This window comes from Lachnospira multipara LB2003, from assembly GCF_000702205.1.
Lineage (GTDB): Bacteria > Bacillota > Clostridia > Lachnospirales > Lachnospiraceae > Lachnospira > Lachnospira multipara_A.
The window spans coordinates 304853-328743 of the sequence record NZ_JNKW01000001.1 but is presented as its reverse complement, the minus strand read 5'-3'; the positions used below and the strand labels follow the sequence as shown (position 1 = coordinate 328743).

19 protein-coding genes and 1 tRNA gene are annotated in these 23891 nt (G+C 33.4%); 1 reads left to right on the top strand and 19 read right to left on the bottom strand.

Features of this window, described 5'->3' with window-relative positions; translation table 11 throughout:
- Positions 1-332: 332 nt before the first annotated feature.
- The 10 genes from ilvA to pta all read right to left on the bottom strand — a co-directional run bounded on the left by ilvA (position 333) and on the right by pta (position 11636).
- Positions 333-1550, bottom strand: a complete 1218-nt coding sequence (ilvA, locus tag T537_RS0101495; RefSeq protein ID WP_027437532.1) for a threonine ammonia-lyase — start codon at positions 1548-1550, stop codon at positions 333-335.
- 106 nt (positions 1551-1656) lie between these two features.
- The gene (ftsY, locus tag T537_RS0101490; RefSeq protein WP_027437533.1) at positions 1657-2571 is read right to left on the bottom strand and encodes a signal recognition particle-docking protein FtsY; all 915 of its coding nucleotides are present in this window, start codon (positions 2569-2571) and stop codon (positions 1657-1659) included.
- Between the two features lie 22 nt (positions 2572-2593).
- A complete protein-coding gene (smc, locus tag T537_RS0101485; protein ID WP_031555838.1) occupies positions 2594-6184 on the bottom strand; it encodes a chromosome segregation protein SMC in 3591 nt (1196 codons plus the stop codon).
- A gap of 14 nt (positions 6185-6198) precedes the next feature.
- Positions 6199-6906: a ribonuclease III gene (gene rnc / locus T537_RS0101480; RefSeq protein ID WP_031555835.1), complete on the bottom strand. Its 708-nt coding sequence runs from the start codon at positions 6904-6906 to the stop codon at positions 6199-6201.
- Between the two features lie 81 nt (positions 6907-6987).
- Entirely contained in the window at positions 6988-7221 is a 234-nt protein-coding gene (locus T537_RS0101475; protein WP_027437536.1) for an acyl carrier protein, read from the bottom strand.
- Between the two features lie 72 nt (positions 7222-7293).
- Entirely contained in the window at positions 7294-8301 is a 1008-nt protein-coding gene (plsX, locus tag T537_RS0101470; protein ID WP_027437537.1) for a phosphate acyltransferase PlsX, read from the bottom strand.
- 132 nt (positions 8302-8433) lie between these two features.
- Positions 8434-8616, bottom strand: a complete 183-nt coding sequence (gene rpmF / locus T537_RS0101465) for a 50S ribosomal protein L32 (protein WP_027437538.1) — start codon at positions 8614-8616, stop codon at positions 8434-8436.
- A gap of 4 nt (positions 8617-8620) precedes the next feature.
- Entirely contained in the window at positions 8621-9145 is a 525-nt protein-coding gene (locus T537_RS0101460; protein WP_027437539.1) for a YceD family protein, read from the bottom strand.
- A gap of 180 nt (positions 9146-9325) precedes the next feature.
- Positions 9326-10522, bottom strand: a complete 1197-nt coding sequence (locus T537_RS0101455) for an acetate/propionate family kinase (RefSeq protein ID WP_027437540.1) — start codon at positions 10520-10522, stop codon at positions 9326-9328.
- A gap of 112 nt (positions 10523-10634) precedes the next feature.
- Positions 10635-11636, bottom strand: coding sequence for a phosphate acetyltransferase (gene pta / locus T537_RS0101450; protein WP_027437541.1), 1002 nt, complete (start codon positions 11634-11636; stop codon positions 10635-10637).
- Positions 11637-11859: 223 nt separating this feature from the next.
- On the opposite strand from pta, the gene T537_RS0101445 reads away from it, so the two are divergent.
- A complete protein-coding gene (locus tag T537_RS0101445) occupies positions 11860-13089 on the top strand; it encodes a tRNA(Met) cytidine acetate ligase (protein ID WP_027437542.1) in 1230 nt (409 codons plus the stop codon).
- A gap of 138 nt (positions 13090-13227) precedes the next feature.
- Here the strand turns inward: T537_RS0101445 and T537_RS0101440 are convergent, their stop codons facing one another.
- From T537_RS0101440 to glgA, 9 genes are all read right to left on the bottom strand, one after another.
- Positions 13228-14592 (bottom strand): PFL family protein, encoded by a 1365-nt coding sequence (locus tag T537_RS0101440; protein WP_027437543.1) that lies wholly within the window; start codon positions 14590-14592, stop codon positions 13228-13230.
- A 69-nt stretch (positions 14593-14661) separates the two neighbouring features.
- Complete coding sequence (locus T537_RS0101435; RefSeq protein ID WP_027437544.1) at positions 14662-14934, bottom strand: ACT domain-containing protein; 273 nt, start codon at positions 14932-14934, stop codon at positions 14662-14664.
- A 215-nt stretch (positions 14935-15149) separates the two neighbouring features.
- Positions 15150-15947, bottom strand: a complete 798-nt coding sequence (locus T537_RS0101430; protein ID WP_031555830.1) for an MBL fold metallo-hydrolase — start codon at positions 15945-15947, stop codon at positions 15150-15152.
- Entirely contained in the window at positions 15944-18313 is a 2370-nt protein-coding gene (locus tag T537_RS0101425; RefSeq protein ID WP_031555828.1) for a cell division FtsA domain-containing protein, read from the bottom strand. Before T537_RS0101425 ends, T537_RS0101430 begins: the two co-directional genes overlap by 4 nt.
- 69 nt (positions 18314-18382) lie before the next feature.
- On the bottom strand, positions 18383-18976 hold the full coding sequence (coaE, locus tag T537_RS0101420) for a dephospho-CoA kinase (RefSeq protein ID WP_034244090.1): 594 nt from the start codon (positions 18974-18976) through the stop codon (positions 18383-18385).
- A 51-nt stretch (positions 18977-19027) separates the two neighbouring features.
- Positions 19028-21703: a DNA polymerase I gene (gene polA / locus T537_RS0101415; RefSeq protein WP_031555823.1), complete on the bottom strand. Its 2676-nt coding sequence runs from the start codon at positions 21701-21703 to the stop codon at positions 19028-19030.
- A gap of 9 nt (positions 21704-21712) precedes the next feature.
- A complete protein-coding gene (locus tag T537_RS11890) occupies positions 21713-22105 on the bottom strand; it encodes a zf-HC2 domain-containing protein (protein ID WP_034210238.1) in 393 nt (130 codons plus the stop codon).
- 87 nt (positions 22106-22192) lie between these two features.
- Positions 22193-22275 (bottom strand) — tRNA-Leu (locus T537_RS0101405).
- A gap of 142 nt (positions 22276-22417) precedes the next feature.
- Positions 22418-23860: a glycogen synthase GlgA gene (gene glgA / locus T537_RS0101400; protein WP_031555818.1), complete on the bottom strand. Its 1443-nt coding sequence runs from the start codon at positions 23858-23860 to the stop codon at positions 22418-22420.
- Between the last annotated feature and the right edge of the window lie 31 nt (positions 23861-23891).

Genomic DNA, 23891 nt, shown 5'->3' with positions numbered 1-23891 from the left:
GGAAGCTTTACAGAAAAAAGTTATGTTTTGTTGTGTTTTACCGTAAGCTTAAATTACTTGTATTATTTTCCAAACCGCTCCTTACGGTAAAACACAGATTAAGATACTATATTCTGTAATTCTAGAAGATTATAAGCTTCCTCCCACAATTTTATAAAGTTCCACACGTTTTTATAAGCTTCCCCCTCAATTTTATATGCTTTACCCCACATTTTATAAGCTTCCCCCTCAATTTCCCCACATTTCTGACGTAGGCAAAACATGAAAAGTAAGGTTTAAATAAAAAAACTATACTACGCAATGTTTAAATTGCGTAGTATAGGGGGTGTAGACTAAATATTTACTTTTACTATTCTAGGTCTTAAACCTGCTTTTTCTAGTTTGTCAACGATTTCATTCTTATGTTCGTGTCCATAAGCTTCAATTGTTATTCTAAGTTCTACAGTTGTCTGTCTGTTGATTGAAACAAACTGGTTATGTTCTAGTTTAATTACGTTACCATTAGCATCTGCTATGATACTTGCAACCTTTACTAATTCACCTGGCTTATCTGGTAAAAGAACAGATACTGTAAAGATTCTGCTTCTTTGAACTAAGCCTTGTTGTACGACTGAAGACATTGTAATGACATCCATGTTACCGCCTGAAAGAATAGAAACAACTTTCTTATCCTTTACATTTAATTGATTAAGTGCGGCTACAGTAAGAAGTCCAGAGTTTTCTACAACCATCTTATGATTTTCTACCATATCAAGGAATGATACGATTAAGTCTTCATCTGGAACTGTAATAATATCATCTAAGTTCTTAACTAAGTAAGGGAATAGCTTTGAACCTGGTGTCTTAACTGCTGTACCATCAGCAATAGTATTAACACCTGGTAATGTAACTACCTTACCTGCCTTAATTGATTCTTGTAAACAGTTAGCACCTGCTGGCTCTACACCAATTACCTTAATGTTAGGATTAAGTAACTTAGCAAGTGTAGAAACACCTGTTGCAAGTCCGCCACCACCTACTGGAACTAAGATATAATCAACTGTTGGTAGCTCTTTAATAATTTCCATTGCAATTGAGCCCTGTCCTGTAGCTACTTCTAAGTCATCAAATGGGTGTACAAATGTTAGTCCCTTTTCTTTAGCTAGCTTCATTGCATATTCACATGCCTCATCATATACATTGCCATAAAGTATAACCTCGGCGCCATATCCCTTGGTACGATTTACTTTAATAAGCGGTGTTGTTGTAGGCATTACAACTGTTGCAGGTACGTTATATTTCTTAGCAGCAAAGGCAACACCCTGTGCATGATTACCTGCTGATGCAGTGATTAAGCCCTTTTTTCTTGCTTCTTCTGACATTGTGCTTATCTTATAATAGGCTCCTCTAACCTTATAAGCACCTGTGTACTGCATATTTTCTGGCTTTAAATAAACTTTATTACCTGATCTTGCACTAAAAAATTCACTATAAACCAAATTAGTTGGAAGGGTAGCTTCTTTAACTTTTTCAGCTGCCTCTTCAAAGCATTTAAGTGTTAATTCTTCCATTTTCCTTCTCCTTAAGTCCTTTGAATTTGTCATGCCAACTACAAATGTTGTCTGACAAGTTGAAAATAATTATAGTCCGCTTTATTTTTATTTGCAAGCCTTTAACTTAATTCACATCAAATAATGCATTAACAAATTCTTCAGAGTTGAATTTCTGTAGATCCTCAATTTGTTCTCCAACTCCAATATACTTAACTGGAATACCAAACTCAGATTGAATAGCTACGGCAATTCCTCCCTTTGCTGTACCATCCATTTTGGTTAGGATAATACCTGTTATATCAGTTACATCCTTGAATTCTCTTAACTGTGATAAGGCGTTTTGTCCTGTTGTTGCATCTAGTACTATTAAATTTTCTCTGTAGGCTTCTGGATACTCTCTAGAGATTACCTTATCAATCTTTCTTAATTCTTCCATAAGATTCTTTTTGTTTTGTAATCTTCCTGCTGTATCGCAAAGTAAAACATCAGCTTTTCTAGCTTTTGCAGCCTGAATTGAATCAAAAATAACTGCTGCCGGATCTGAACCTTCGTTTTGTGCAATAATATCGCATCCGTTTCTATTAGACCATTCAGTTAATTGCTCTATAGCTGCAGCTCTAAATGTATCTGCTGCAGCCATAATAACCTTTTTATTTTGGCTCTTTAAAAGTCCTGCTAATTTACCAACTGATGTTGTCTTACCTACACCATTTACCCCAATTAATAACACGATTGAATTCTTAGTTTCAAAATCGTAGGCATTTGGACCTAAGTCCATCTGCTCTTTTATTAATTGTATAAGTAAGTTTTTACAATCTTTAGGATCTTTAATTGACTGTTCCTTAACCTTCTCTTTAAGATTCTCTATTATTTCATCGGTTGTTCTAACACCGATATCTCCCATAATTAAAGTTTCGTAGAGTTCGTCATAAAAGTCATCGTTAATGTTTGTAAATCCGTTAAAAATATAGTCTATTCCTGAAACGATATTTTCTCTTGTCTTATTAAGACCGGCTTTTAATTTGTCAAATAATCCCATAAAAAATCCTCACAATATAATTTTAAGCTGTTTTTTCTTTCTTTTGATTTTTCTCTTTCTCTAGTTCCTTATCAATTAAGTCAACAGATACAAGTGTTGATACACCCTTTTCTTGCATTGTAATACCAAACAATCTATCTGCTGCTGCCATTGTTCCTCGTCTATGCGTAATAACAATAAACTGTGTATGTTTAGTTAATTTATGAAGATAATTTGCATATCTTCCTACGTTAGAATCATCAAGTGCAGCCTCAATTTCATCAAGTAGACAGAATGGTGATGGCTTTAAGTTCTGTATAGCAAAAAGAAGTGCTATTGCTGTAAGTGCTTTTTCACCACCGGATAACTGCATCATATTTTGAAGCTTCTTTCCAGGTGGCTGAGAAATAATTGTAATTCCAGCTTCTAGAATATCTTCTCCTTCTACTAACTCAATTGTACCCTTACCACCGCCAAATAATTCTTTAAATACCTGATCAAATTCTTTTTTGATTTCTTCAAATTTAGCACTAAACTGAGTTCTCATACCAGTATCTAATTCATCAATTACCTGCATAAGAGCATTTTCAGCTTCTATCATGTCATCATGCTGTCCCTTTAAGAATTCATATCTTTCAGAAACGCCCTTGTATTCTTCAATGGCATTAACATTAACATCACCGAGTTTTTTAATTGATGATTTTAAGATATTAATCTGCTTTCTAATATCATTTAGGTTAGTAAGGTCTTCATTTTTTAACTCAAGGGCATAACTATAAGTTAATTCATATTCATTCCACATATAATCTACTAAGCTGTCATTAGCTTCATCGAGTTTTTCGTGTTGTGTATGAAGACGCATGCTTTCCTTTTCAAGTGAAACAATTGTATTGTTGATTTTGTCTCTTTTATCAAATGATGATTTATGATTCTTAGAGATTTCATCCTTCTTAATTCTAAGAGCCTCAATTTTTTCTTGGCATTCTTTAATTCTAAAGTTAGCTAGATTAATTGATTTTTTAACATCTGATATATCCTTATTTTTATTAATGATTTCAGTCTTAGTTGTTTGAATCTTAGCTTTAATGTCCGATTCTTCCATAACTAATTTCTTAACTTCTTCATTTAGTCGCTTGATATTCTCTTCAATGAAAGTGATTTTTTGAGTATATGAGTTATATAACAATTTGATGTTTTCCTGGTTAACGCTAATTTTAACTTCGTCATCCTTTAATTCATCAAGATATTTTGTTAAGCTCTCAATTTCAGCCTTTGTCTTTTCATTTTGAACATCTAATTCATCAAGGTTATCAGATACTAATGATTTACTCTGAGTTATCTTATTGATTTCTTCATCAGCAATCTTTATTTCAAGAGCATCCTTTGCCACTAATTCAGTAATAGCTTTTAATTTATTCTGTTCCTGATTTAAGTTAACCTGAATTGTATTTTTTCTTAATGAGCTCTCTCTTAATTGCTTTGTAAGTTCTTCATTAACTTCTCTAATGCTTGCAATCTTAGCTCTATTATCGCTTATGCTCTTTTTAAGTTCATTAGCTTCTTTAGAAGTCTCTGATACACTCTTTTTTAATTCTTCGATTTCTCTTCTTCTACCAAGTAAGTTACTTGAATTCTTAAAGGCACCACCAGTCATTGAACCGCCTGGATTTAGCTGTTCACCTTCAAGAGTTACGATTCGAAGAGAATATCTATATTTTCTAGCAATCTGTAAAGCGTTGTTAATATTATCTACTACAAGAATTCTACCAAGCAAATATTTAGCCAAGTTCTCGTATTCGTATGACACCTTAACAAGGTTTGAAGCTACGCCAATTACACCTGCTTCTTTAATACAATTATCCTTTTCGAGAGTTTCTCTTGGCTTAATAGCATTTAATGGTAAAAATGTTGCTCTACCAAGTTTATTTTCCTTTAAGTAGGCAATAAGGTCTTTGGCAGTCTCTTCTTTATCAGTTACAATATTTTGAATTGTACCACCAAGGGCTGTTTCAATTGCCACTTCATAGGAGCGTTCTACCTTAACAATATCAGCAATTACACCAAGGATTCCAGAATTGCTATCCTTTAGTTTCATTATCTCTCTAATACTGTTTCCATAACCATCATAACGCTCTGTAATATTAATTAAAGATTCAAGTCTTGATTTTTCTCTATGATACTTACTTGTAATCTTATCAATAGATGCGTTAATTGTGGCATTTTCGCCCTTAAGATTTGTAACTTCTTCGTTGTTTTTAACTAATTCTTTGTTTATATCATTAACTTCTGTTTCAGCTTCTAAAAGGCTTTCATTAAGTGTATTTATAAGCTTTTGCTGTGCTGCTTCATCTGATTTATCCTTAATAACTTTGCTACTAAGTTCTGCCTTTTTAATGCTTAAGTTTTCAAGCATTGTGACATATTTCTGATTTTCAGCATTAATCGATGATTTTTCATTTAAGGCATCAATTATGGATTTATTCTTTTCATCGATTTTTTCCTGAACTGATGCTATTTTTTCCTTGATTTCATCGCTTTCTTTATTAACACTATCTAGTCTTTCATCGTGAGTTTCTAAATCTTCTTTAATCTCAGCTAAATCGCCCTCTTGCTTTGTTATAGCAGCATTCTTAGATGCGATTTCTTCTGTGATTGTATTTAATCTCTCTTTATGAATTGTATTATTATTCTCATAAGTCTTAATCTGTTCCTGATAAACATTTATTGTACCTTCTAAACGTTGATTTTCAAGCTCAGATTCATTCTTTTCGTTATTATAATTTTCAATTGATGAATTGACATTTTCAAGTTCGCTTTCAGCAATTTCATATTCTGATTTTATTGTGTCGTATTCTTTTTTTGCTGTCTCTAAATCAGTATCTGCAATATTTATTTTTCCATCAAGGGTCTCTAATTCTCCCCTAATTCTATCAGTTTCTAATAAAAAGGCATTTACGTCGTATTTTTTCAAATCTGACTTTAAGTTAAGATATTCCTTTGCCTTATCTGATTGTATCTTTAATGGACCAACCTGTTTTTCTAATTCTGATAAAATATCATTTACACGTACTAAATTGGCACGTTCATTATCTAATTTTTTAATGGCAGCAGCTTTTCTTCTTTTGAATTTTACAATACCTGCAGCCTCGTCAAATAATTCTCTTCGCTCTTCTGGCTTTCCTGATAAAATCTTATCTATCTGGCCCTGACCGATAATTGAATATCCTTCTTTACCAATACCTGTATCATAAAAAAGCTCAGTTACATCCTTTAAACGGCATGCATTACCATTAATTAAGTATTCACTTTCTCCTGATCTATATACTCTTCGACTTACAGTTACCTCATCATAATCCACTGCTAGTGCATGATCAGAATTATCAAGGGTAATGGATACAAACGCGAAACCTACTGGTTTTCTGTTTTGTGTACCTGCAAAAATTACATCTTCCATCTTAGATCCACGAAGCTGTTTAGCTGATTGTTCACCAAGAACCCATCTAACAGCATCTGCGACATTACTTTTACCTGATCCATTTGGTCCTACAATACCTGTAATACCGTTCTCAAAATCAAAGACGATTTTGTTAGCAAAAGATTTAAAACCTTGTACCTCAATACTCTTTAAATACATAAATTCTCCCTTAGTTACTTTAATCTATCTATAATTTCTATCCCTTTGCTTTTTAGCTCGACTAGTGCAGCGTATGCTGCATTAGCCTGGGCATTTTTCTTATTATGTCCAGAACCTTCAATTTTTATTAAACCATCAACACTTACTTCTACAATAAATGTCTTGTCATGTTCAGGACCCTCTTCTCTTATTAGAGAATATGTTACTTCTTTACCAATTCCTTGAACCACTTCCTGTAAAATGGTCTTGCTATCAAAAAAGAGCTGTTTATTGTCTAAATCATTTAGGATAAATTTTAAGACAAACTCTTTTGCATTAGCAAAATCACTATCAAGGTAAATTGCACCAATAAGGGCTTCTAGGGCATCTGAAACTATAGAATCTCTTTTTCTTCCGCCAGTTAATTCTTCACCTTTACCAAGTTTAATGTATTGTTCAAAACCAAATTCTCTAGCGCATAATGCTAGTGTAGGTTCACATACAATACTTGCACGTAATCTAGTCATTCTACCTTCGTCCATCTTGTAATTCTTAAAGATAAAGTCACTACTAGATAATTCAAGGACTGCATCTCCTAAAAATTCTAATCTTTCGTTATCCTTAACCTTTAATGACTTCTTTTCGTTAGCATAAGAACTGTGAGTTAAGGCATTTTTTAGAAGCGAAATATCTTTAAATCTGTATCCAATTTTGTCCATTAATTCATTTAAATTATTATTCATTGTTTACTTCCTTTAACTCTGTACAAATAAATAAGACTACTTACTTAAACAATAAGTAGTCCTAATATGGTTGATTAAAAATTAGTTATTTGTTGCTTTTTTAATAGCTTCTACTGCATCAGCAACTGTTGTGATTGTTTCAGCAGCATCATCAGCTATCTGAATATCAAATTCATCTTCAATTCCCATAATAATCTGGAATACATCTAATGAATCAGCACCTAAATCATCGATGAATGTTGTTTCGAGTGTTACTTTTTCAGGATCCACATTTAATACATCTACTATTATTTTTTGTAGTTTCTCGAATTCCATAATAAGCCTCCTTCTTTAAATTTATCCCTCTATAGCATAAAGCTTATAGCAAATTCATATTAAACGCCTAAATTAGGCATTTGGCATATTTTCTAATGACTTTACAATCTTATCATTAATATTCATTTTTGTAAACTTAACACATTGTAGAATTGAGTTTTTAATTTCTTTAGATTTTGCATTACCATGTGTCTTAACAACTAGGCCATTTAAGCCAATTAATGGAGCTCCACCATATTCTGTGGCATCCATTGTCTTAAGGGTATTTTTAAGGTTTTTCTTAATTAAAAGAGCTCCAATCTTAGTCTTAAGATTAGTCATTAATACTCCCTTAACCTTCTTTAATAAGCCCCCAGCTAAACCTTCGTAAAGCTTTAGGATAACATTACCTACAAATGCATCGCAAATAACAACATCTGCACCGCCATATGGAATTTCTCTTGCTTCAATACTGCCAATAAAGTTAATGTCGTCACATGCCTTAAGAAGAGGATATGTCTCTTTAACAAGCTGGTTACCCTTTTCCTCTTCTAAACCTACGTTAACAATAGCTACTCTTGGATTTTTAATACCTACTACATTCTCCATATAGATTGATCCCATCTTAGCCCATTGAACTAGGAAATCTGGTCTTGAATCCACGTTAGCACCGCTATCTGCAAGTAAAAAAACGCCATCCATTGTTGGTACTAAAGGAGCAAGTGGTGGTCTTTGAACCCCCTTTAATCTTCCCACAATAGTCTGTCCGCCAACAAGAATTGCACCTGAACTTCCAGCTGAAACAAAAGCATCGGCTTTCTTTTCTTTAACCATATATAAAGCTTTAACTAAAGATGAATCTTTCTTTTTTCTAATGGCCATTACAGGTGGTTCCCCTGTTTCAATAACATCTCTTGCATCAACTACTTCAAGTTGCTCTTTATTATATGTGTATTGACTTAATTCCTTGTTAATTTCCTCTTGCTTACCTACAAGATATATAAAAGTTTCATTGCTAATATTAATAGCTTCGATGGCACCCTTAACAACTTCCTTTGGTGCATTATCTCCGCCCATTGCATCTAATGCTACTTTAATCATATTATCCTCCGTCTAAAAAATATAACTTTAATTAAAGTACCACGAAAACGTGTTTTTTTCAAGTATTTTAGCTTTAAACGTAAAAAAGAGCCCCTAAAAGGGACTCTTCATATACTTAAACTTAAATAAATATTAAGCTTCAACTTCAACGATCTGCTTCTTGTTGTAGGAACCACAAGCCTTGCAAACTCTATGAGGGAGCATTAAAGCACCACACTTTGAACACTTAACAAGATTAGGAGCGCTCATCTTCCAATTAGCTCTTCTCTTATCTCTTCTAGCCTTAGATGATTTATTCTTTGGACAAATTGACATACTATTACACCTCCTTAAACTCATTTAAAATATCTTTGAAAACAGACATTCTTGGATCCAGAACTTCGCGGTCACACCCGCATTCCTTAATATTAAGATTATTACCACAAATTAAGCATAAGCCCTTGCAGTCATCCTTACATAAGGTCTTGCCTGGCATGGAAACAAGCAATTCGCTAAATAATAACTTATCCGCGTCGAGGTTGTATCCATCAATGTAGTCTTTTTCTAACTGAGTCTCTTCTTCCGAAGCTCCATCAGCAAAGTCAACAATTTCATCAATTGTTATATCAATTGGTGTACTTACCATAGTAAGACATCTATCACAAGGAATATCCAAAGTAACAGATGTGTTAGCCTTAATAGATATCTTAGATGAGCCTAGCTTAGTAATAACTACTGTAAACTCCTCTTTATTAGTAATATCATAACTTACAACACCATTATCAAAAACAGAAGCTTCAAGCTTAACTGTTTTATTTAAATCTTGTGATGAACCGGATAAAAGTTCTCTTAAATCAATTAGCATACACAATCTCCTATCGAAACTTTAGTTACGACCCGATCCTATATACTAGGCGTGAAGGGAAATAACTTGCCTTTTCACACTTTGTCAATTATACGCATATGTTTGGTTTTTGTCAACAAATTTTTTAAAAATGTAAAGGAAAAATACTTTACAGCGTATAATAATTTATCTAAATAATAATTACTTAACTAATGCTAATGTATCTCTAGCGATTGCTAATTCTTCGTTAGTTGGTAATACTACTACCTTAACCTTAGAATCAGCTGTAGAAATCATCTTTGTTACACCAACTGCTTCTTCGTTAGCTGCATCATCAACTTCAATTCCTAAGTAGTTGAAGTAGCTTAAGATCATCTTACGGATTCTAGCGTTATTTTCACCAACACCAGCTGTAAATGCAATAGCATCTACACCGTTCATAGCTGCTACATAAGAACCGATGTACTTAGCAACTCTGTAAGCATAAGCATCTAATGTATCCTTAGCAATCTGGTTACCATTATCAACTTCAGCGATTAAGTCACGGAAATCTGAAGAGATACCTGACATACCTAAGATACCAGACTTCTTATTAAGAACGTTTAACATCTCAGAAATTGTCATATTTTCATGGTTGCAAAGGTATTCAAGGATAGCTGGATCAAGATCACCTGAACGTGTACCCATGATTAAACCTTCAAGTGGAGTAAGACCCATTGAAGTATCTACACACTTACCACCGATTGATGCAGAAATTGAAGCACCATTACCTAAGTGGCAAACGATAACCTTAGCGTTGTCCTTATTAAGGCCTGCAAACTTAATTGTTTCACCAGAAACGAACATATGAGATGTTCCGTGGAAACCGTATCTTCTTACATGATACTTCTCATAGTATTCTCTTGGAATAGCGTAAAGGTAAGCCTTTGGTTCCATTGTTCCACCAAATGCTGTATCCCAAACTGCGATATTCTTCTTACCAGGCATAGCAGCTTCAACAGCTTCAATACCGATTAAGTTAGCTGGGTTATGTAAAGGACCTAAATCGAAGCATTCCTTAATAACTCTCTTAACATCTTCTGTTACAAGGCAAGATTCCTTGTAAGCTTCACCAGCGTGAAGTACTCTATGACCTACAGCACCGATTTCATCTGTAGACTTAATTACACCGTGTTCTGGATCTACTAAAGCGTCAAGAACTAACTTAACAGCAATCTTGTGATCCTTCATAGGTGTTTCTACAACATACTTATCCTTACCTGTTGGCTTATGAGTAAGAATTGAACCTTCAATACCAATTCTTTCAACAAGACCCTTAGCGATAACGCTTTCGTCATCCATGTTGATTAACTGATACTTAAGTGATGAACTACCGCAGTTTAAAACTAAAATATTCATTAGATAATCTCCTTAATTAAAAAAATTCTTTATAAACTCAACTAATCACCGGAGGCAAAAAACTCCCGGTGATTAATTAGATTGTAAATGTAACACTATAAAAATTGGTTAATTACTTAGCAGCGTTCTGAGCCTGAACAGCTGTTAAAGCTACTGTACCAACGATATCTTCTGCATAACAACCTCTTGAAAGATCGTTAACTGGAAGTGAAAGACCCTGTAAGATAGGACCGTAAGCACCAGCCTTAGCAAGTCTCTGAACTAACTTATAACCGATGTTACCAGCTTCAAGTGAAGGGAATACTAATGTATTAGCATGACCTGCAACCTTAGAACCTGGAGCCTTTAATTCACCAACTTCTGGAACTAATGCAGCATCTAACTGTAATTCACCATCAAGTGTAAGTTCAGGATACTTCTCGTGAGCGATAGCTACAGCGTTAGCAACCTTATCTACGTTGTCATGCTTAGCAGATCCCTTTGTAGAGAATGAAAGCATAGCAACCTTAGCTTCCTTACCAACAAATGTTTCAAATGATTCAGCAGATAACTTAGCGATTTCAGCTAACTTCTCAGAATCAACATCTGGGTTAACAGCACAGTCAGCAAATACAAATAAACCATTTTCACCAAGTTCGCAGTTAGGAACTTCCATAAGGAAGAAACCAGAAACTGAAGAGATACCTGGCTTTGTCTTTAATAACTGAAGAGCTGGTCTGATTGTGTTACCTGTTGAGTGGCAAGCACCTGAAACAGCACCATCAGCATCTCCACACTTACACATAAGGCAAGCATAGTACATATAATCCTTTTCCATCATTTCCTTAGCCTGCTCTGGTGTAACACCCTTCTTAGCTCTAAGTTCAACGAATTTGTCGATGTACTTCTGCTTGTTAGGATCGTTGAAAGGATCAACGATAGTTGCACCTGTAATATCATATCCTTCGCTATTAGCTTCGATTTCTTCCTTAGTACCGATAATGATTAAGTTAGCGATACCTTCCTTTAAAATCTGCTCAGCAGCAGCGAATGTTCTCTTATCCATAGATTCAGGTAAAACGATAGTCTTCTTATCAGCTTTAGCCTTTGCTTTAATTTCGTCAATAAATGCCATGATTACTGACTCCTCCTTAGATTAAATTGTTTTAATGTTAGTTCGATGATTTCCAAGTTATTTAAACACAATTCGAACACTATTAAAAATTATACGACTTTTCTTTTTTGAATACAAGAAAAGATTTTAACATTTTTTCTTAAAAAGCAGAGTTTTGACAGGATTTAGGAAAAAATATATTATAAACTTGTATTTTATATTAAATTTTAACAAGAGGTATATCATGACTATAGGAATTATTACTGAGTTTAATCCTCTTCATAATGGACATAAATATCTAATTGATACTATTAGAAACAAATATAAAGACGCCACAATTATTATTGCAATGAGTGGCGATTTTGTTCAAAGAGGTGAAGGGGCAATTCTTGATAAATATAAAAGAGCAAGCATGGCAATAGATGCTGGGGTTAACATGGTTGTCCAAATTCCAACGGTTTTTGCCCTTTCAAGTGCAAATTATTTTGCTTTTGGGGCTATTAATACCCTTATAAAGCTAGGGGTTGATAAAATTATCTTTGGAATGGAAGCTAACAATTTAGAAGACCTTACAGCAATCGCAACTTTCTTAAACCATGAAACTGATGAATTTAAAGAGCTTATTAAGGCATATCTTTTAGATGGCCTATCTTATCCAAAGGCTAGGATGCTTGCAATTAAGGATTGTTATAATAATAGCTTTATAGAAGAAATGAATTCATCTAATAATATATTAGCTATTGAATATATTAGACATATCCTTCTTTACAATGAATCATCTAATAAAAAAATCACATATGAAGGAATTATAAGACAAGGTCAAAACTATAATGATTCTGAAATTTCAAATAAGCTTACAAGTGCAAGGGCTATTAGAAATGCTTTATCTAATAATAATATTTCAAAACTTAAGGATTGCACCACTAGTTTTTCTTATAAGCTTCTTATGGAGGCTTATAATGAGAATAGCCTAGTATTTACTGATGATTTTAGTGATATTCTTTTTTATAAGCTTCTAGATATATGTAAATATCAAAAGCAAGATGCTATTGATAAACTATTATTTTATAACGATATGTCAGAATTCTTAGCAGCAAGTATATATACTAAATTTATAAACTGGGAAGAAGATTTTAAAATCACTAGTTTTATTAATTCTCTTAAATCTAAGAATTATACATATTCGCGTATATCTAGATGTTTATTTAGCATAATTCTAGGAATTAGAAAAAAAGACCTTAAAGAAGAAATACACTTTATTAATCTTCTATCCTTTGATAATAAAGGCAGGGATATATTATCCCATATAAAGAAAGAATTAGACATTCCCTTAATTAGTAAGAATTCAAAGGGTAAGAATATAAAGGAATTCTTAGATGAAAGTTATATGTCTGATTTATACAATTCTGTTGTGGCAAAAAAGATTGGGAAAGCATATAAACGTGATATTAAAAAATCAATTGTGAAAAATTAAAAACAATAGTGAAAAATTAAAAACAAAGAATAAGCGCCCGCAACGGGCGCTTATTTTGCTTTTATATTATTTGCTTATCTATTATTAGCTTTTATATTATTAGCCTAAAATTTGTATTCCTTATCTACTAAAAGCATATTAGTTTTTGAAGCTGTGAATTGGAGCTGGGATTCGTCCCTGTCTATTAACAAATGCTGAACAGTCAAATGTATTAACTGGCATTACAGGAGCATAGCCAAGTAAGCCACCAAATTCAACCTGGTCTCCTACGCTTTTACCAATTACTGGGATGATACGTACAGCTGTAGTCTTCTGGTTAACCATACCAATAGCTGATTCATCTGCAATAATACCTGAGATAGTTGTAGCCTTTGTATCTCCAGGAATTGCAATCATATCAAGACCAACAGAGCATACACAAGTCATAGCTTCGAGCTTCTCAATTGTAAGACATCCAGCTTCAACAGCATCAATCATACCCTGATCTTCTGATACAGGAATAAATGCACCTGATAAACCACCAACGTAAGATGATGCCATAACACCACCCTTTTTAACCTGATCATTTAAGAGAGCTAGAGCTGCTGTAGTACCTGGAGCGCCTGCTCTTTCAAGACCAATTTCTTCTAAAATATCTGCAACTGAATCACCAATAGCAGGTGTTGGAGCAAGTGAAAGATCAATGATACCAAATGGTACACCAAGTCTTTTTGAAGCTTCCTGTGCTACTAATTGACCCACTCTAGTGATCTTAAATGCAGTCTTTTTAATTGTTTCGCAAAGAACTTCAAAGCTTTCGCCTCGAACTGATTCAAGGGCATATTTAACAACACCAGGACCAGATACACCTACATTAATAATAGCGTCGTCTTCTGTTACACCGTGGAATGCTCCTGCCATAAATGGATTATCATCTGGTGCATTACATAAAACAACTAATTTAGCACATCCAATAGAGTCCTGATCTTTAGTAAGTTCTGCTGTTTCCTTAACGATTTCACCCATAAGTCTAACAGCATCCATATTAATACCAGTCTTTGTAGAACCAACATTTACTGAAGAACAGATAAGTTCAGTGCAGCTAAGAGCCTTTGGAATTGAGCGAATAAGTAATTCATCAGATCTTGTCATACCTTTAGATACAATAGCTGAGTAACCGCCAATAAAATTAACACCAACAGTGTGTGCAGCCTTATCTAGTGTTTTTGCGATTTCAACGTAATCATCACTTGTCTTACAGCAAGCACCACCAACAAGGGCGATTGGTGTAATAGAAATTCTTTTGTTAACAATTGGCACACCAAATTCCTTAGCAATATCCTCACCAGTCTTTACTAAGTCCTTAGCAAGAGTTGTGATTTTGTTATAGATGTTGTCACAAGTAGTCTTTAAATCAGGACTTGCACATTCTAGTAAGTTGATACCCATAGTAATAGTTCTTACATCAAGGTTTTCCTTTTCAACCATTTTGTTAGTCTCAGTGACTTCCATTATATTAATCATAAATATATATAAAAATTAGGTTGTTCCTAATTTATCCTCCTGTTTTAGAATTTATAAGGCGTTTAAAAATTAGATTCTATGCATCATGTCAAAGATTTCTTCCTTTTGACATTTAATAGAAACGCCAATTTCATTTCCAATGCTATCGAGGTTAGCTAGAATATCATCGTATTCTTTATTTGTATTAGCAATATCCACAATCATCATCATGTTAAAATATCCAGAAACGATAGTCTGTGAGATATCTAAAATATTAATCTTTGATTCAGCTAAGTAAGTACATACTTTAGCAATAATACCAACTGTGTCTTTTCCTACAACAGTAATTACACATTTTTTCATAAAATCATTCTCCTTATTATCCCGTAAAGGGTTTAATCCTATTTAAAATACTCTAAATCTTTGGCTCTGTCAATTTAGACTAGACACTTTTAAGAACTTTTATGAAAAAAACAAACTAAAAAATAACTACAAAACAACTACAAAACAAATTAAAAAAGCCCATACAAACTTACTGATAAATGAAAGCTTATACGGGCTTAGTTTATATTACATTTTTATATTACATTTAGTAAAGATGGGCAAGATCTTTTGGCTACTTCTAGCTCAAAATCCTTGGCACTAAATTCATTATTTGATGAATCAATTTCTAGTTTAACTGTTTCGTAAGCAAGTTTTTCGTAGTTGTTTTCTTTACTTAAGTGACCAAGAATAATCTTCTTAAGATTAGGATGTAATACTTTGCTTATTAACTGGCCTGAGGCTTCGTTACATAAATGTCCTTTTTCTCCAAGAATACGCTGCTTTAGATAATAAGGATAACTTCCAACCTGCAATAGATTAATATCGTGGTTGGCCTCAATTAACATTATGTCCGAATTTTTCAAATTGTCTACGATGTAATCATCATATTTACCAAGGTCAGTACATACGCTTATTTTTTTGTTAACATTAGTTACAGTATAGGCACATGGATCATAAGCATCATGGGATATTGAGAAAGGTTTAATGCATAAATCTTTTAAGACAAATGGAATGTCCTTCTCAATATTATTTAGAAGACTTTCATCGACTTTTCCAAGACTAGAAGTTTCTTTAATTCCCTTAATTGTGCCAGAAGTTGCATAAATAGGGATTCCTTCTTTTCTGCTTATAACTCCAATACCTTTAATGTGATCAATGTGCTCGTGGGTAATAAAAATTCCGCTTAAATCCTTAATGGAAAGGTCTATGCTATTTAGGCCCTCTTCGATTTTTTTCCTTGTTATACCAGCATCTATTAAAATATGTGTATCACCAGAGCCAATATATACGCAATTTCCACTACTTCCACTAGCAATTGGCATCATTCTCATTGTTTAATATCCTCCCAATAAAGGTCAACCTTATCTCCTTCTTTAATTGGAGCAGTATATTCACCTTTATTACCATTTAATTTTAGAACTACGACTCCCTTTGGCTTTGAAAGGTCGAATTCGTAGAACTGAAATAAGTCTACCAAAATATACTCACTTTTTCCAGATAATTTTACAGGGGAGCCATTAACAAAAATTGTAATGCCATGTGGCATTTGACTAGGCTTTAAAGTCTGTGAAATGTCTGGCTTTGAAACAACTGTAGTATCTGCTGCCACCTGTGCTAGATTATCTTCTGAGTTAAATTTAAGACTATTTATAGCAGGATTTTTCATAGCTTCCTGCATAAAAACATTGTTTGCAATAATATTTTTCTTAGAAAAGTGGGCTGTTAACTTGCCAATTTCAGACTCGTTAATATTAGAGAGGTCAATTTTATTTTCTTCCTCTTCCTTTAGTTTAGCCTCCTCTTCTTCCATAGCTTTCTTTCTGCCACGTTCTTTAGCCTTTTCAAGTTCTTCAAGATCTTCTTCGAGATTATAAACTTCTAGGCCGTTAGTCTTTGTAATATATTTATCATCAGGATTAGCAACCACTTCATTTGATAGCTTTTCATATTTAGATGCAGTTAGATTATCTCCTGAAAAAATCTTACTAATTGGATTTGCCTCTTCTCCATTAATAAAAATCTCGTTATCAAGGGCCTTCATACCAAGGCTATCGCAGAGCTGTTTAACAGTGTAAAAACTTTCAACTCTAACGTGATCGCCTTCAATAATGTCGTAGTCTTCTGGCTTTATTTCGCCATTGACATAAACAATTTTTGGTAGACTAATAGTGTCATTATTAAGTGTAATTGTAATCTGGCTTGATAGTTCCTCAAGTTGATTTAAGGTAAGATTAGCATTGCTACCAGTTGTTGACTTAGTAATAGTAATATTGTCATTTTGTAAAACCTTAGCATTAAGGCCTGCTACCTTACCATTAATCTTAATAACTGCGCCCTCTCCTAATTTGCCCTTAACAAGCCTTGTAACACCGTTAATAGAGAAATTAAGGGATTTACCTCTCTTAGGGAAAATATCCTTGTTAGGGTAATTCATTTGAATTAAAGCATCACTAACTTTTAAGTGATTATTGTCATATAGCTTAACTCTCTGGTCATTAACAGTGATAAATACAAAATTGTTCTTTTGATTAAAGAAATTTGTGCAAATTCCCACAGGTGTAACATAAAGGGAATCTTTTTTATATGGAACAGCTGAAAAATCAATGGACTCAAGTACGTCTTTACCTCTAATCGCAACTCTTTCCTTAGGAAGACCAAGTTCCTTAGCAAGGGTTTCTGTATAGCCAGACATTTTGCCACCGCCACCAACAACAAATACAGCGTTGCAACTCTTACCGCCATTTAATTCTTTAATTTGTTTAGCAGTTTCCTTAGCCATTTCACTAATAGGCTCAAGGGCAATTTTATTTATTTCGTTAACATTGACTTTATGTTCAAAACCAAGGACATCTTTAAATTTAACCTGGCCCTTTTGTTTTGAACTAGCAATCATCTTGATTTGTTCAGCTGTTTTAAAATCAACTAAGTAGTGCTTTGCAATGGCTTCAGTTATTTCATCCCCTGCCACTGGAATCATGCCAAAGGCAATAATACTGCCATCTTTTGTAAGACAAATATCAGAAGTACCGGCACCCACATCTACAAGTCCTAGGTTTAATAATCTAAAATCCTCAGGAACTGCAAGATTAATTGCAGCAATTGGTTCTAGAGTTAAACTAGCAACTTTTAATCCTGCGTGTTCAACAGCCATATATAAGCTATCAACAACTTCTTCAGGAAGGAATGTTGCAATTAAATCTACTTCGATTTTTTTAGCCTTATGACCATCTAGGTTACAAATCTCAAATCCATTAAGAAGATATCTAACGGCACAATGGCCTACGCAAAAGAATTTTGCATTAGAATCCTCTTCATTTATCTTCTTATGTGCGCTTTCAACTGCTGACAATTCCATAGAAAAAATATGGTCTTTATTAACTCTTGTTTCTTCATCAAATTCCATAACTCCCTTTGTATTAACTGTTTTTAATACACGTCCGGCAGCAGCTATACATACATCCTTAAGCTTAATATCAAGTTGAGCTTCAAGTTCTGTCTTAACCTCTAGGATTTTTTCTCCTACCTTGTAAATATCATGAATTTGACCATCAAGCATTGAGCGGCTTTCATGTTCCCTTTCACACATAGCAACTACTTTAAAATTACCATTTTCCATGCAGCCTACTACGCCTACAACGTTTCTTGTGCCGATATCCAAACCAAACACAAGGCTGTCTACATTAATTTGTGCTTCCATCCTCTCTACCCCCTAAGATTATTAAGGCCAACTAGTATTAAATTTCACGTTTAAATTTCTTTTAATATATCACAAATTAAGTAAAGTCGCAAGTTTTCCTTTGACTAGATCAATAGATTCTTCGTTATTGATTACATGTTGGGCCTTACTTTTAAATTCCTCTTCACTTAGCTGGGCATTAAAAATTGCATCAATTTTCTCGTCACTATAGCCGCGTGTGCTTTTAAGGCGCTGTCTTCTAGTTTCCTTGCTTGCATGTATATACCAAACTTCGTCACAAAAATTATCATAGTGATCTTCAAGTAAAAGAGCAGCTTCCACAAAGCAGTAATCAACATCTTCCTCAATTTTATGCTTAGTGATTCTTTCAATAATTAATTCCTTAGTAAGGGGATGAACAATGCTATTTACTAGCATTCGTTTATTTGGCTCCTTATAAATAAGCTTTGATAATTTTTCTAAATCAATTTTAGAATGATTTTCATTAAGAATTGTTTCTCCAAAAAATTCAACTAATTCATCATATGCCTTAAATCCCTTTTGATACATGGATTTAGCCACGTCATCTGCCATAATAATATCGCAATTTGTCATTTCCTTTAGTAGGGATAAAACTAAAGATTTGCCGGCACCAACGCCTCCTGTTATACCTATTACTTTCATATTAACCTTTCCTTAAAAAAAAGGACCAAATCTATGGCCCTTTATAATATATTAATGGCATTCAAGCCAGTTTTTACCAACGTTTAAATCAACTTCTAGTGAAACCTTTAAATTAGCAGCAGATTTCATGCCCTTTTCAATAATTTCCTTAACAATGTCAATTTCATCATTGGCAACTTCTACTAATAATTCATCATGAACCTGTAAACATAGGTGTGACTTAAGTTTTCTTTGCTTAAGTTCTTTGTAAACATTAATCATAGCTATTTTTATAATATCTGCAGCACTACCCTGAATTGGCGCATTCATTGCGATTCTTTCACCAAAGCTTCTTTGCATAAAGTTAGATGAAGAAAGTTCAGGAATTGGTCTACGTCTATTAAACATAGTAATTGAATAGCCATGCTCTTTAGCAAATTCAACTAAACCATCAATATAATCCTTAATTGATGGGAAGGATTTAAAGTAGTTATCAATATATTCACTTGCTTCTTTTTTAGAAATATTAAGGTCCTTACTTAATCCAAAAGCACTAATGCCGTAAATAATTCCAAAGTTTACAGCCTTAGCATTTCTTCTTTGAAGATCTGTTACCTCTTCAAGTGGAGTGTTAAAAACTTGTGAAGCTGTAGCTCTATGAATATCAATATCAGAGTTATAGCTTTCAATCAGTTTTTCATCAGCTGACATATGTGCAAGTATTCTAAGCTCAATCTGTGAATAATCTGAATCAATAAAGCTAAAATTATCTCTTGGTATAAATACTTTTCTAAATAATTTTCCCATATCCATTCTAATAGGGATATTCTGTAAATTAGGGTTAGTACTACTAATTCTTCCAGTAGCTGTAATTGTCTGGTTAAATGTAGAGTGAATTCTACCATCATCTAAGATATATTCAGTTAAGCCATCAGCATAAGTTGATTTTAATTTAGCTAACTGTCTATATTCTAGAATAGAATTTACAATTGGATAATCCTTTGCAAGTTCTTCTAATACATCTGCTGCTGTAGAGTAACCACTCTTTGTTTTTTTCTTTACAGGAAGTCCTAATTTTTCAAAAAGAATTACACCTAATTGCTTTGGAGAATTAATATTAAATTTTTCTCCCGCCTCGCCATAGATTTCTTCTTCAAGGACTTCTATCTTACTTTGTAAGACTTTAGAATAGTCGATTAATTCTTGCTTATCAACTCTAATGCCTTGTTTTTCCATTTCATATAATACAAAAATTAGTGGCATTTCGATTTGACTATATAAGTCATACATATTAGCTGCCTTTAATTCATCAATTATCTTATCAACGGATTTAAAATATACATAAGACTGTAAACAGGCATATTTAGTGACATTATCAATATTCTTATCACTAGCAGCTACGAAATCCTCCTTACCTATTAACTCTTCTTTTGTTGCTACATTCACTCCAAGCTTTGCTAGGGCAAGGGCTACATAGTCGTAGCTTTCGTTATTAGGGGATAATAAATAATCTCCCACAGATAAATCAAGGAATGCATCCTCATTTAAATCTGTATATTCGTAAAGACTGGTTGTATCTAAAAATCTTAAGCTAGATTTAAGTTCTGAAGTTACAATTAAGTGATTATTGCAGGATTTAATAGCAGTATTTAGTCTATTAACTAAATAGTCACTAGTAATAAAGCCCATGCAAGGAATATAATAAATTTCCTCTTCTGATAAGCAAATAGAAATTCCCACAAGCTCTTTATCTGCAATTACACTTAAAGCGATTCTTTGATTGTCCCCAAGCTTATCAGTTACTTTATTAAAAATCTCTTCTACTAAAGAAAAATCAGAGATCATCTTGAAATTTTGTACTGCCTCTATCTCCTTAGTTTCCATATTTCCATCAAATTTAGATAACATGTTTTTAAAGTTGTAGCGCTTAAAAAGCTCAAAGGAGTCTGCATTAAACATATTATCAAAACTAGCATCTTCTAATTTAAAGCCTAAAGTTACATCAGTCTTTATTGTAACAAGGATTTTGCTTTGCTTTAAAAGATCAATATTAGCTTCAATATTCTCCTTTTGCTTTGGCTTTAATTCATCAGTATGAGCAAAGACATTCTCTAAGGTCTTATAAGTACTAATAAGCTTTGTTGCTGTCTTTTCACCAATACCTGGAGCCCCTGGAATATTATCTGATGTATCACCCATTAGAGCCTTAACATCAATAAATTCAAGAGGTGAAACACCGTATTTTTCAACTACGTCTCCTGGGTAGTAGTCTTCTACTTCTGTGCCACCCTTTTTAGTCTTAGGGATTCTTAGCTTAATATGATCTTCGCAAAGCTGCAATAAATCTCTATCACCAGATATAACTACTACATCAAGGCCTTCTCTTGCACTTTGTTTTGCAATTGTACCAATTACATCATCTGCTTCAAAGCCTTCCATGGTTACCACATTAATGCCCATGGCTTTAAGTAAATCCTGCATTAGTGGCACTTGCTCTCTAAATTCACGAGCAGCAGCTTTTCTTGTTCCCTTATATTCTTTATACATAATATGTCTAAAGGTTGGCTTAGCTAAGTCAAAAGCTACAGTTAAATAATCTGGCTTTTCCTCATCTAAGAATCTAAACATAATATTAAGGAATCCATACATGGCATTAGTATGAATTCCTTCGCTATTAGTTAGGTCAGGCACACCATAAAAAGCTCTATTAAGTATACTATGACCATCTATTAACATTATCTTACTCATTATAACCTCCTATAGATATTTAATTACTGTAAGGGCAATAATTGTCAAAATCATTATTGCGTCAGTAGCTAATAAACTATATTTTGAATACTTTATTAGACGTTTAATTTTGTCAATTTTTTCTTTCTCGATTTTAATTCGATAATTTACAACGCCTTCAAAGTCTAGTCGATCAAATAAATGACTCATTTCATCTTTAACTTCTTTATCATCATAACCAAATACTTGATTAGGAATTATTTTATCGTCTGTAAGTCCATATTTTACAATGTAATAAATTTCTAATTCTTCTCTACAATCCTTACAAGTTTCTAAATGACGAAGAAATTCCTCGTTATCTTTTAAGGATAATCTTGAAAAATCGAAATCTTCAATTTGTTTTTGAATTTCTTTGCATTCCATATTAATTCCTCTTTTTGTCTCATTTATCCATACGGTTTTTAAAAACAAAAAATCCACCTAAGCCCTAAGACTTAAGTGGATAGCAAATGCGGATGGCGGGACTTGAACCCGCACGATGTCACCACCGGCAGATTTTGAGTCTGCTGCGTCTGCCATTCCGCCACATCCGCGTGCTTAACTAGAATATCATACTTTAACACATAAATCAAGGAAAACTCTAAACACTTTTTAATTTGTTTCTTAATAAATGTCCATTTTTATCAATAGGCAATCCTAAATCTAATTTAAGATTGCCTAAGATAAATTCTAAAATTAATATAATGACTTATATAATTCTTCGTATTTTTTAGCTGATGTCTTCCAAGAGAAATCAGCCTTCATTCCTCTATCTACAATCTTATTCCATTCTCTTTTGTGATTGTAGTAAACATCCTTAGCATAATTAATAATTCCAAGCATTTCATGTGCGTTGTAGTTAGCAAATGAAAAACCTGTTCCCTTGCTTTCATATTCGTTATATGCCTCTACAGTATCCTTTAAGCCACCTGTTTCACGTACAATTGGAACTGTACCATATCTTAGAGCCATTAACTGGCTTAGGCCACATGGCTCAAATAGTGATGGCATAAGAAATGCATCACATGCTGCATAAATCTTATGAGACATAGCCTCTGAATAATAAATATTAGCTGATACTCTGTTGTTATATTTCCAATCAAAGTGTCTAAACATGTTCTCGTATCTTTCTTCACCAGTACCAAGAACAACTAATTCCACATCTTCATGACTACATAGCTCATCCATTACATAGGCAATTAAATCTAAGCCTTTCTGGTCTGTTAGTCTTGAAACAATACCAATCATAAATTTAGATTTATCTTCTACTAAGCCTAATTCCTTTTGTAGGGCTACTTTGTTCTTCCATTTTTCTTTGCGGAATGTAATCTGATTATAGTTAGCTACTAAATTAGAATCTGTCTCTGGATTATATGTTTCATAGTCAATACCATTAACAATTCCGCTAAGACAATTTGATCTAGCATTCATAAGACCATCTAAGTTCTCACCATAGAATGGAGTCTTAATTTCTTCAGCATAAGTTTCACTAACAGTTGTTATTCTGTCAGCATATACAATACCGCCCTTTAAGTAGTTGGCATCCTCATAAGCCTCTAGCTTATCTGGTGTGAAAAATTCATCTGGAAGGCCTGTTATATCCTTAACCTTCTTTAAGTCCCAAATTCCCTGGAATTTAAGGTTATGAATTGTCATTATTGATTTAACTCCAGAATAGAATTCTCCAGTTGAGAATCTCTCCTTTAGATAAACTGGAATTAAGCCAGTCTGCCAATCGTGGCAATGAATAATATCAGGATTAAATCCAATTACAGGAATTGCTGAAAGTGCAGCCTTACTAAAGAATGCGAATTTCTCGATATCTTCGTGAATCCAGCTATATGGCTTTGGTCCACCAAAATAAAATTCGTTGTCGATAAAATAGAATTTAACTCCATCCCATTCTAATTCAAAAACACCAACATATTGAGTTCTCCAAGCTAAATCAATATAGAAGTGTGTCTTATATACCATTTTTTCTCGATACTCCCAAGGTATGCATGTATATTTAGGGAGCATAACTCTAACATCGTATTCTGACTTATCAAAATACTTTGGTAGAGATCCTACAACATCAGCTAATCCTCCAGTCTTAATAAATGGTACAGCCTCTGATGCTATAAACAATACGTTTTTCATCCTTCCCTCCTAAAAACATATAAAATATGTT